Source organism: Agrococcus sp. HG114 (assembly GCF_024723325.1).
In the GTDB taxonomy this organism is placed as follows: domain Bacteria; phylum Actinomycetota; class Actinomycetes; order Actinomycetales; family Microbacteriaceae; genus Agrococcus.
On record NZ_JANQCH010000078.1, the window covers coordinates 1 to 10,650 of the forward strand.

Consider the following 10,650-nt stretch of genomic DNA (forward strand, 5'->3'; position numbering starts at 1 on the left):
GGTAAGGGGTGGTCGGCAGCGTCAGATGTGTATACGAGACCGGCCAGGGAGGCCGTACGACGGCGCGGGCGTCGACGCCGGCGCGCCGCCCCACGACGGCTGCCCGAACGGCTGCGCGGCGGGCGGCGCCATCGGGTTGGGCACGCGGTCGTGGGGGGTCCGGGCGGGCTGCGCGGGGTCGTACGGGTTCGTCATGCCCTCGACGATGCCACTCGAATCCATGCGATTCCTCAGCGATCGCAATGTCGTCCGTTCGCACCGGGGAGCGAGTAGCGTCGGAGCATGCATCAGGCACCATGGCAGCGCACGGCGGCGGGCGCAGGGCTGCTCGGCGCCGACGGCGCGCTGGCGCCCACGATCTTCGCCGAGATGACGGCGCTCGCGAGCCGCACCGGCGCGCTCAACCTCGGGCAGGGGTTCCCGGACGAGGACGGCCCCCGAGCCGTGCTCGACGCCGCGAAGCATGCGATCGACCACGGCCGCAACCAGTACGGGCCGGGCCGCGGCGCGCCGGAGCTCATCGACGCGATCGTCGAGCACCAGCGGCGCTTCTACGGGATCGGGCTCGGGCGCGGCGACGTGCTCATCACCGCGGGCGCCACGGAGGCGCTCGCCGCGACGATGCTCGCCTACCTCAGCCCCGGCGACGAGGTCGTGGTCTTCGAGCCCTACTACGACGCCTACGCGGCGGTCGCCGCGCTCGCCGGCGCCGTGCTCGTGCCCGTGCCGCTCATGGCGCCCGACTTCCAGCCGGACCCCGACCGGCTCCTGCGGGCGACGAGCCCGCGCACCCGCATGATCCTCGTGAACTCCCCGCACAACCCGACGGGCACCGTCTTCACCGAGGAGGCGATGCGGGCGATCGTGCGCGTCGCGGAGCGGCGCGACGCGCTCATCGTCACCGACGAGGTGTACGAGCACCTCGTCTACGACGAGCGGCACGTGCCGATCGGGACCCTGCAGTCCGCGCGCGACCGGCTCGTGTCGATCTCGTCGGCCGGCAAGACCTTCTCCGTCACCGGCTGGAAGATCGGCTGGATCATGGCCGCGCCCGAGCGGATCGCGCACATCACCGCGGTGAAGCAGTACCTCACGTTCGTCAACGGCGCGCCCTTCCAGCCGGCCGTCGCGGTCGGCCTGCGGCTGCCGGACGAGCACTTCGAGACGATCGTCGACTCGTTCGCCCGCAAGCGCGACATCCTCACGCGCGGCCTCCGCAAGGCGGGCTTCGCCGTCAACGACGCGATGGCCGGCTACTTCGTCCTCGCCGACGCCGCGCCGCTCGGGATCGACGACGCCGGTGCGCTCGCGCGGCGGCTGCCGGAGCTCGCCGGCGTCGTCGGCGTGCCCCTGGCCGCGTTCGCGCGGCCCTCGCGCCGAGACCTGCGCTCGACGATGCGCTTCGCGTTCTGCAAGTCCGACGACACGCTCCACCGTGCCGCCGAGCAGCTCGCGAGCCTCAAGGGCGCGGCGCTGCAGCCCGCCGGCTGAGCGTCACGCCACGCGGTATCGGCGGTTCGCGAGCGACGGGTTGCGCCGCCGGGTCGCGGCGGTCGCCTCGGGGTCGAGCTGCGCGAGCGCGATGCCCTCGCCGTCGCCGAGCGCCGCGAGCGGGATCCCCATCGGGTCGACGATGAGCGAGCAGCCGACGCCGAGCGGCGGCGCCTGGTCGGCCGCCACGATGTGCGCGGTCGACTCGATCGCGCGCGCCGTGACGAGCGTCGTCCAGTGCCGCTCCTTCTGCGGCCCGCGCACCCACTCGGCGGGGATGACGACGACGTCGGCCGCCGCATCCATGAGCCGTCGCGTGGCCTCGGGGAAGCGCAGGTCGTAGCAGGTCTCGATGCCGATGCGCGTGCCGAGCGCGTCGACGACCGGCAGCTGCGCGGGGTCGCCGGGCGTGAGCCAGTCGGACTCGCGCGAGCCGAACGCGTCGTAGAGGTGCACCTTGCGGTACGCCGTCCTGATGCCGGATGCGTCGACGGCCACGACGGTGTTGCTCACGCCGTCGTCGTGGCGCTCCACGAGGCCCGCGACGACGAGCGCCTCGTGGGCGGCAGCCCGTTCGACGAGCATCGAGACGAACGGGCCGTCGAGCGGCTCGGCGGCCGCGGGGGCGGTCGCGGCGAGGTCGGCCGAGCAGTGCTGCGCGTACTCGGGGAGCACGATGAGGCGCGCGCCCCGATCGGCGGCGCGATCGATCCAGCGGGCGGCCGCGGTGCGGTTCGCCTCGACGTCCTCGGTCGGGGCGAGCTGCACCGCCGCCGCCGTCAGCATGCCCTCGCTCATGCGCCCAGCCTACGGCGAGCGGCGACCGGCGCAGCGGGGCCGGTGCGCCGCGCTGGCGCGCGCGGCCCGGCGGATGCGAGGATGCGACCGACGAAGGGAGCACCATGCTCGTCGCATTCTCTGTCGCGCCCGGCACCGCCGGCCCCGACGGCTCCGTGCACGACGCGGTCGCCGCGGCCGTGCGGGTCGTGCGCGAGAGCGGGCTGCCGCATCGCACCGACGCGATGTTCACGACGATCGAGGGCGAGTGGGACGAGGTGTTCGCGGTCGTGCGCCGCGCGACCGACGCCGTCCTCGCCCTCTCGCCGCGCGCATCCCTCGTCCTGAAGGCCGACATCCGCCCCGGTCGGACGGGCGAGCTCGACGGCAAGGTCGAGCGGCTCGAGCGGGCCCTGGAGGGAGAGGCATGAGATCGGAGCTGTTCGCCGAGGCGAACCAGGAGGCGCAGTCGACCGAGCGCTGGGTCAAGCAGTCGAGCAAGATGCTGCGCATCTCGATCGGGCACGGTGCCGACGTGCTCGCGGCGAAGGGAGCGATGGTCGCCTACCAGGGGCAGATGGAGTTCCAGCACGAGGGCGCGGGAGCCGCGCGCATGCTCAAGAAGCTCGTCACGGGCGAGGGAGCGCCGCTCATGCGGGTGCGCGGCCAGGGCGAGGTCTTCCTCGCGCGCGACGCCGCGAACGTCTTCACGGTGCAGCTCGAGGACGAGGGGCTCTCGGTGAGCGGCAAGAACCTGCTCGCCTTCGACCCCCATCTGCAGTGGGACATCCGGATGCTGCGCAGCGGCAACGTCATGGCGGGCGGGCTCTTCAACGTCGAGATCGGCGGTCGCGGCACGGTCGGCGTCGCGTGCGAGGGCAGCCCGATGCTGCTCGACTGCTCGCGGCAGCCGACCTTCGTCGACCCGAACGCCGCGGTGTGCTGGTCGGCGAACCTGAGCCCGAGCGTCGTGAGCAGCATGAACATGCGCTCGATGCTGCGCGGCGGCACGGGCGAGGCGTTCCAGCTCGCGTTCCACGGCCCGGGCTTCGTCGTCGTGCAGCCGAGCGAGGGCAGGCAGCAGGTGTCGGGCTCGAACGGCGGCGTCTCGAGCGGCGGCGGCCTCGGCGGCCTCTTCGAGTAGCCGCGGAGTCAGGGGCGGATGCCCCGGGCCGACCAGGCGGTCGCCTCCACCTCGAACGGCGGGTCCGGCAGCCGGTCGCGGCACGCGAGCCGCAGCCGCTCGCGCCCGGCGCCGTCGAGGCCCGCGACGTGGTCGCCGGCCGGGCCCACGCCGAGCTCGAACGGCGCCCACCACTGATCGAAGGAGCCGAAGCGCACGCGCACCGCGATCGGCGCCTCGCGCACGTCGCCGAGCCCTGCGCCGACGAGCAGGCGCTCGAGGTCGCCGCGGTGGGACCCCACGCGCGCCGCCTCGGACGGCGGTCGTCCCGGACCGTCGTGCAGCGCGGCGACCGCGGCCCAGAACGTGCCGAGCGGGCCGGTCGCGTGGTCCCACACGCACGCGGTGACGGTGCCGCCCGCCCGCGTGACGCGGGCCATCTCCCCGACGCCCGCCGCCGCATCCGCCATGAAGTGCACGACGAGCTGCGCGAGCGCCGCGTCGAACCGCCCGTCGTCGAACGGCAGCGCCTCGGCGCGCCCCTGCGCGACCTCCGCGCCGGGGAACCGCTCACGCATCGCGGCGACGAACGACTCGGACGGGTCGATCGCCGACACCGACGCACCGCGCGCGAGCAGCTCCTCGGTGAGCGCGCCGGTGCCGCTGCCGACGTCGAGGGCGCTGCCGCCGGCGACGCCGGCGAAGTCGGCGAAGACCGCGGCGAGCGGTCGCGAGAACCGGCCCATGAACCGGTCGTACGCGTCGGCGGAGACCGCGAAGCCCATGCGGGTCACCGTACGCCGCGACCGGAGGCCACGGTAGAGCGCGCTCAAGGCGATGGCCCCGGACGCAGAAGAGGCGCCCTCTCGGGCGCCTCTTCTGCAGGCAGACGCAGAAGAGGCGCCCTCTCGGGCGCCTCGCTGCAGGCAGACGCAGAAGAGGCGCCCTCTCGGGCGCCTCTTCGTGTGCCGCAGTTCGCGGACTTCGTTGCGGGGACAGGATTTGAACCTGCGACCTCCGGGTTATGAGCCCGGCGAGCTACCGAGCTGCTCCACCCCGCGGCACAAGAAGAGACTCTATCAGCCGCGAGGGGGAACGGCAAACCGGGCGGCTACGGGGCGGTCGTCTCCGTCGTCGCCGGCTCCTGCGGCGGCGCGGACTGCTCAGGCGCGCCCTCGGGCACCGCCGTGCCCTCGATCTGCGCCGACAGGTCGACCGCGCGCTGCACGGCCGCGTTGAGCCGCACCTGCGCCTCCGCGGCCGCGACGAGGTCGCCGGAGGCGTACGCGGCCTGCTGCTCCTGGATCGCCGTCACGGCCTCCTGGAGCGCCGCGTCGAGCTGCGCCTGCAGCCCGGCGTCCGGGTCGCCCGGCTGGTCGGGCTCCGGGGTCGACGGGTCGACGTCCGAGTCCCCCGCGTCAGCACCGGAGTCGCCGCCGAAGAGCGAGTCGAGTGCCTCGTCGAGCGTGTCCTCGAACGCGATCTCATCGCCGAAGGCCACGAGGATCTTCCGCAGCACCGGGAACGACGTCGCGCCCGTCGAGCGCAGGTACACCGGCTGCACGTACAGCAGGCCGCCGCCGACGGGCAGCGTCAGCAGGTTGCCGTTGATGACCTCGGTGGAGCCCTCCTGCAGGATGTTCAGCTGCAGGGACACCTCGTTGTCGGTGTCGAAGTTGTTCTGCACCTGGCCGGGGCCGGGGATCGAGTCCTCCTTCGGCAGCATCTGCAGCGTGAGCTGGCCGTACGTGTCGGCCACCTCGCCGTCCGTGCTGCCGGCGTCGGCGTTCACGGAGAGATAGCCGTAGAGGACCTCGCGGCCGTCGCGCGGGATGAACGTCGAGTACAGCGTGAACGCCGGATCCTGCCCGTTCACCGACATCGTCAGGTAGTACGGCGGCTGCGGCGGCGGGGTCGTCTGCCCGGTCGTCTGCACGGTCGGGTCGGCGGGCGTCGTCCACTGGTCCTCGCCCGAGAAGAACGTCGCGGGGCTCGTGACGTGGTAGTCGCCGAGGATGTTGCGCTGCAGCTTGAAGAGGTCGGCCGGGTAGCGCACGTGGCTCATGAGGTCGCCCGACATCTCGCTCATCGGCCGGATCGTGCCGGGATAGATCTCCTGCCACGCCTGCAGGATCGGGTCCTCCGTGTCCCACGCGTACAGCGTGACCGAGCCGTCGTACGCATCCACGACGCCCTTCACGGAGTTGCGCATGTAGTTCACGACGTCGCCGGGCGTGAAGCCGGGGTTCGGGTTGGTGCTGTCGACGATCGTCTGCGCGACCGAGCGGTGGGACGAGTACGGGAAGGACGACGAGGTCGTCATGCCGTCGACGATCCACACGAGCCGGTCGTCAACGACGGCCGGATAGGTGTCGGTGTCGAGCGTGAGGTACGGGGCGACCTCCGCGACGCGCTCGCGCGGGTGCCGGTCGTAGAGGATCTGCGAGTCGTCGTTCACGGCGTCGGAGAGGATGATCTGCTCCGACTGGAACTTGATCGCGTACACGAGCCGGTTGAGGATGCTGTCGAGCTTCGGCCCGCCGTCGCCCGAGAACGTCGTCATCGCGTTGCCGCTGCCCTCCTCGGTCGAGCGCGGGTAGTCGAGCTCGATCGGGTCGGCGCCCTCGGGACCGCCGACGATGGAGTAGTCGGGCGTCGACTCGCCGAAGTACACGCGCGGCTCGTACTCGCCGAGCGCGCCGCTCGTCGGGATGCCCGCCTGGAGGAACACCGGCTGGCCCTCCGGGCCGCGCTGGTTGCCGTACGCCGCGACGACGCCGTAGCCGTGCGTGTAGCGGATGTGGCGGTTGTACCAGCTGTCCTCGTCGAGGCCGGAGAGGTCGAGCTCGCGCACCGCGATGACGGTGTCGGTCGTCTCGCCGTCGATCTGGTAGCGGTCGACGTCGAGCTGGTCGCCGAAGCCGTAGTACGGCCGGTACTCCTGCAGGTTCGCGAACGCGTCGGTCACGAGCGCCGGGTCGATGATGCGGATGTTCGCCGTCGTCTCGGCGTCGGCGCGCAGCGCCCCCGGCTCGGCGTCGGTGCTCGCGGCCGAGGGCGTCTCGATCATCTCGTCGACGCCCCACGCGGCACGGGTCGCGTCGATGTTCCGCTGGATGTACTCGGCCTCGAACGTCACGGGGCTCGGGTCGACCTGGAAGCGCTGCACGATCGCCGGGTACGCGACGCCGACGACGAGCGACGACGCCACGAGCAGCGCGGTGCCGACGATCGCGATCCGCCAGCGGCCGATGACCGCGGTGACGATGAAGAAGACCGCGACGAGCGCCGCGATGCCGGCCATGATCTGCGCGCCGGGGATGCTCGCGTTCACCTCGGTGTAGCCCGCACCGGCCGCCAGGAAGCCCTGCGAGGGCTGCGCGAGCGACGCGTACTGGCCGAGCCAGATGGAGGCGCCGAGCGCGAGCATGTAGAGGGCGGCGATGACCGCGAGCTGGATGCGCGCGGAGCGGGAGATGCGGAACTCGCGGCCCGTGATGCGGATCGCGCCGTAGAGGTAGGAGGTGGCGAGCGATGCGACGAGGCAGATGAACAGGACGGCGAGCGCGAAGCCGACGACCTGCTGGTAGAAGGGCAGCTCGAAGACGTAGAAGCCGATGTCGAAGCCGAACTGCGGGTCGGTCTCGCCGAAGGGCTTGCGGTGCAGCCACAGCTGCGCCGTCTCCCACTGCGAGGCCGAGGCGATGCCCGCGAAGAGCCCGAGCACCGCCGGGATCGCCCACATGCCCACGCGCCGCAGCGGCTCGACGAGCTCCTGGTAGCGGTCGAGCTGCGAGCTGAGCTGGGCGTACACGGGCCGCGAGCGGAACGCGATCTGCACGCTGAGCGCGAGCGGCACCGCCATGCCGAGGAATCCGAGCACGAACATCACGAGCATCGACAGCCAGCGCGTCTGCAGCACCTGCAGGAAGCCGAGCTGGTCGAACCAGAGGATGTCGGCGTAGAAGCCCGAGAAGACGACGAACGCGGCGATGATCGCGCCCACGACCAGCACGGTGGCGAGCAGCGGCGAGGGGCGCCTCCGGCTCGGGGCGGTCATCGGCATGGGGCGATCGGCGTTGGCGGACACGTCGGCTGTGCTCCTCGTGGGGGCTCGTCGGGCTGAGCCGCCATGCTATCGGCCGCGCCTATGAGCCTGGCTCGGCCTCGCACGTGGGGAGGACGGAGGTGTCGCCCTGCATCGCGACGGTCTCGATCGCGGCGAGCGCCTCGTCGAGCGTCGCGACCGAGTAGACCGTCAGGCCCTCCGGCACGTGGCCGACGACCTCGGCGCAGTTGCCCTCGGGCGCGAGGAAGTGCGTCGCGCCGGCGTCGACCGCGCCGTGCATCTTCTGCACGATGCCGCCGATGGGCCCGACGTCGCCCAGCGCGGCAATCGTGCCGGTGCCCGCCCAGCGGGTGCCGGCGGTCATCGCGCCGGGGGTGAGCTCGTCGATGATGCCGAGCGCGAACATCATGCCGGCGCTCGGGCCGCCGACGTTCGGCAGCTGGATGTCGACCTCGAACGGGAACGAGAACTCGTTCGCGGGGTAGATGCCCACGATGCGCTGCTGCCCCTCGGTCGCCGGGGTGACCTCGACGGTGAGCGGCTGGCCGTCGCGCTCGATCTCGAACGTCGTCGGCCCCTCGGCCGCCGCGATGGAGGCGCGGATCGAGTAGACGTCGTACGCTGTGTCGCCGTTGACGCGCAGGATGCGGTCGTCCTCCTCGAGGAGCCCGTCAGCGGGCGAGCCGTCGATGACGCCCGCGACGCGCACGTCGCTCTCGACCGGCTCGCCGAGGTGCAGCAGCGCCGCCGCGACCGCCGCCGACTGCGAGTTCTGCATCTCGATGCGCCCCGCCTCGTTCGACTCCCGCACGGAGACCGACGGCGGGAACGCCGCGTCCATCGGGATGATCCCGCGCGCCGGGTCGACGTAGGCCTGGGCGACGTCCACCCACGACAGCGGCCGCTGGGGGTTGCCGAGCAGCGACACGGTGAGCAGCCGCAGCTCGCCCTCGGTCGGATAGGTCTCGGCGCCCTGGACCGCGATGAGCTCCCCCGCATCCGTCGCGCCGAGCGTGTCGAACGTGGGGCCCGGCACCTCCACCACGTACGGCGACGGCACGAACGTGAGCGCGAGGGATGCGGCGCCCGCGACGGCGAGGCCGGCCCAGCCGGCGCGGCGGACGCGGCGGGGCCGGACATCCGGGAACCTCGGCCGGAGCGGGTGTTCGCGGACGGCGGAGGGCTGGATGGGCGGATACCCGGCGGGCTCGGACATGCTGGGGCTAGCGTAGTCGCATGCCTGACGAGCCCGAGGACCGTCGCCCGGAGGACGAGCTGCGGGAGATGCTGCAGCAGTTCCTCTCCGGGCAGGGACCGATCGATCCGTCGCGCCTCGCCGGCGCCGCGGGCATCCCGAGCGATCCGGCGCAGCTGCAGGCGCTCATGGCGCAGCTGCAGGCGGCGCTCGCCCGCACCGACGACGGGATCGACTGGTCCGCCGCGCAGCGGCAGGCCGCCGCGGTCGTCCAGCGCGACCCGGGCTCGGTGTCGAGCGCCGAGCGCGACGCCGTGCGGCAGGCCGCCGACCTCGCGGCGCTGTGGCTCGGCGAGACGACCGAGATCGGCGCGGCCGCGGGCGAGCTGCGGCTGCTCTCCCGCCAGCAGTGGGTCGACGCGACGATCCCCGTGTGGCAGGAGATGAGCGAGCCGGTCGCGAACAGCATCGCGAACGCGCTCACCCGGGCGATGCAGGAGCACGCGCCCGAGGAGGCGCAGGAGATGCTCGCGGGCGCCGAGCGCATCCTCCGCAACGTCGGCGGCACGATGTTCGCGATGCAGCTCGGCAACGTCGTCGGCCAGCTCGCGGGCGAGACCGTCGCGGGCGGCGACTTCGGCTTCCCGCTGCTCGAGGACACGGCGGCGCTGCTGCCCGTCAACCTGCGCGCCGCCGCGCAGGGGCTCGAGATCCCCGAGGACCAGGTCCGCATCTGGATGGCGGCGCGCGAGCTCGCCCACGCGCGGCTGTTCCACCACGCGCGCTGGCTGCGGCTGCACGTGCTCTCCGCCGTGCGCGAGTACGCCGAGGGCATCCGCATCGACGTCGACCGGCTCGAGGAGCTCGCGGAGTCGTTCGACCCGACGAACCCGGACGAGCTGCGCGAGGCGCTCAAGAGCGGCGCGCTCATCCCGCCGAAGACGCCCGAGCAGGTCGAGGCGCTCGCGCGGCTCGAGACGACCATCGCGCTCATCGACGGCTGGGTCGACGCGGTCACCGAGACGGCGACGGCGCGGCTGCCGAAGCGCGAGGCGATCGCCGAGATGGTGCGCCGCCGGCGCGCGACGGGCGGGCCGGCCGAGAAGGCCTTCGGCACGCTCGTGGGCCTCGAGATCCGGCCGCGCCGCCTGCGCGAGGCGGCCGCCTTCTGGCGCGCGGTGACGGATGCGGTGGGCCCGCAGGCGCGCGACTCGCTGTGGGACCAGGCCGACCTCATGCCCGCGTCGGAGGACATCGACGACCCCTCGCAGGTCATCGCGCGGCTGCGCGGCGTCGGGGAGCTCGACGAGATGGACCTCGCGCTGCAGGAGCTGCTCGACGACGCCGAGCGCGGCGAGGCGCCGCAGCAGTCCCCGCAGGCGAGCGCCGAGCCGGCGCCCGAGGCGGACGGACCGCGCGAGGAGCCTGGCCGCGACGCGCCCGGTGAGGAGCCGGGCGAGGATGCGCCGGGTGACGAGGCGCCGGACGACCCGCAGGGCGGCTCCCGCGCCTGAGCTGTGGAGAGCGGGCGACGCCCATCCGCGTCCTGCCGCACCATGCGGCCATGCTCCGACTCGATCCGCACCTCGCCGTCTTCCGCAGCGCCCCCGACCGCATCTCGATCGGCGCGCAGCAGCCGGTCGCCCAGCTCGTCGCCGACGAGCAGACGCTCCGCGGCATCGCGCTGCTGACGCGCGGCGTCGTGCGCCGCGAGCTCGAGCACGTGCTCGGCGACGAGGCGGCCGCGGCGCTGCTCGAGGCGCTCGGCCCGGCCCTCCAGCCGCTGCCCGCGCCCGTGCCCGCGCGCGTGCGCGGACGCATCCCGCTCGCCCTCGAGCTGCACCGCGCGCTCGACCGCGCCGGGCACCGCGCGGCCGACGACGCTGTCGTGGTCCCCGTCGCCCCGTGGCGGCTGCCCTACCGCGAGCGCGACCGGCTGCTCGAGTCCGGGCTCGCGCACCTGCCGGTCGTGGTCGGCGACGCGTGGGTGCAGCT

9 protein-coding genes and 1 tRNA gene are annotated in these 10,650 nt (G+C 73.3%); 5 read left to right on the plus strand and 5 right to left on the minus strand.

Going from position 1 to position 10,650, the window contains the following annotated elements; translation table 11 throughout:
• The first annotated feature begins 282 nt into the window (after window positions 1–282).
• The gene (locus tag NWP09_RS08675; protein ID WP_258275122.1) at window positions 283–1,491 is read left to right on the plus strand and encodes an aminotransferase class I/II-fold pyridoxal phosphate-dependent enzyme; all 1,209 of its coding nucleotides are present in this window, start codon (window positions 283–285) and stop codon (window positions 1,489–1,491) included.
• A gap of 3 nt (window positions 1,492–1,494) precedes the next feature.
• Here the strand turns inward: NWP09_RS08675 and NWP09_RS08680 are convergent, their stop codons facing one another.
• Window positions 1,495–2,289 (minus strand): carbon-nitrogen hydrolase family protein, encoded by a 795-nt coding sequence (locus tag NWP09_RS08680; protein ID WP_258275123.1) that lies wholly within the window; start codon window positions 2,287–2,289, stop codon window positions 1,495–1,497.
• 104 nt (window positions 2,290–2,393) lie between these two features.
• Between NWP09_RS08680 and NWP09_RS08685 the strand changes: the two genes are divergently transcribed.
• Together NWP09_RS08685 and NWP09_RS08690 are read left to right on the plus strand one after the other, a co-directional pair.
• A complete protein-coding gene (locus NWP09_RS08685; RefSeq protein WP_258275124.1) occupies window positions 2,394–2,699 on the plus strand; it encodes a thiamine-binding protein in 306 nt (101 codons plus the stop codon).
• Window positions 2,696–3,412: an AIM24 family protein gene (locus NWP09_RS08690; protein ID WP_258275125.1), complete on the plus strand. Its 717-nt coding sequence runs from the start codon at window positions 2,696–2,698 to the stop codon at window positions 3,410–3,412. The genes NWP09_RS08685 and NWP09_RS08690 overlap by 4 nt, the downstream gene beginning before the upstream one ends.
• A gap of 8 nt (window positions 3,413–3,420) precedes the next feature.
• Here the strand turns inward: NWP09_RS08690 and NWP09_RS08695 are convergent, their stop codons facing one another.
• From NWP09_RS08695 to NWP09_RS08710, 4 genes are all read right to left on the minus strand, one after another.
• Entirely contained in the window at window positions 3,421–4,176 is a 756-nt protein-coding gene (locus tag NWP09_RS08695; protein WP_258275126.1) for a class I SAM-dependent methyltransferase, read from the minus strand.
• A gap of 202 nt (window positions 4,177–4,378) precedes the next feature.
• Window positions 4,379–4,452, minus strand: a tRNA-Met gene (locus NWP09_RS08700).
• A 50-nt stretch (window positions 4,453–4,502) separates the two neighbouring features.
• The gene (locus tag NWP09_RS08705) at window positions 4,503–7,457 is read right to left on the minus strand and encodes a UPF0182 family protein (protein WP_258275127.1); all 2,955 of its coding nucleotides are present in this window, start codon (window positions 7,455–7,457) and stop codon (window positions 4,503–4,505) included.
• 82 nt (window positions 7,458–7,539) lie between these two features.
• Window positions 7,540–8,676, minus strand: a complete 1,137-nt coding sequence (locus tag NWP09_RS08710; protein WP_258275128.1) for a PDZ domain-containing protein — start codon at window positions 8,674–8,676, stop codon at window positions 7,540–7,542.
• 20 nt (window positions 8,677–8,696) lie between these two features.
• Here NWP09_RS08710 and NWP09_RS08715 point away from each other — a divergent pair, with 20 nt between their 5' ends.
• Window positions 8,697–10,169, plus strand: a complete 1,473-nt coding sequence (locus NWP09_RS08715) for a zinc-dependent metalloprotease (RefSeq protein WP_258275129.1) — start codon at window positions 8,697–8,699, stop codon at window positions 10,167–10,169.
• 50 nt (window positions 10,170–10,219) lie between these two features.
• Window positions 10,220–10,650, plus strand: a 431-nt coding sequence (locus NWP09_RS08720) for a hypothetical protein (RefSeq protein WP_258275130.1), incomplete at its 3' end; no start/stop codon positions are given.

Excerpts from the sequence above, each read along its gene's own strand:
- NWP09_RS08695 (WP_258275126.1), bottom strand. The coding sequence starts at position 4,176 with ATGGGCTTCGCGGTCTCCGCCGACGCGTACGACCGGTTCATGGGCCGG.
- NWP09_RS08715 (WP_258275129.1), top strand. The coding sequence starts at position 8,697 with ATGCCTGACGAGCCCGAGGACCGTCGCCCGGAGGACGAGCTGCGGGAG.
- NWP09_RS08705 (WP_258275127.1), bottom strand. The coding sequence starts at position 7,457 with ATGCCGATGACCGCCCCGAGCCGGAGGCGCCCCTCGCCGCTGCTCGCC.
- NWP09_RS08690 (WP_258275125.1), top strand. The coding sequence starts at position 2,696 with ATGAGATCGGAGCTGTTCGCCGAGGCGAACCAGGAGGCGCAGTCGACC.
- NWP09_RS08675 (WP_258275122.1), top strand. The coding sequence starts at position 283 with ATGCATCAGGCACCATGGCAGCGCACGGCGGCGGGCGCAGGGCTGCTC.
- NWP09_RS08680 (WP_258275123.1), bottom strand. The coding sequence starts at position 2,289 with ATGAGCGAGGGCATGCTGACGGCGGCGGCGGTGCAGCTCGCCCCGACC.
- NWP09_RS08710 (WP_258275128.1), bottom strand. The coding sequence starts at position 8,676 with ATGTCCGAGCCCGCCGGGTATCCGCCCATCCAGCCCTCCGCCGTCCGC.
- NWP09_RS08685 (WP_258275124.1), top strand. The coding sequence starts at position 2,394 with ATGCTCGTCGCATTCTCTGTCGCGCCCGGCACCGCCGGCCCCGACGGC.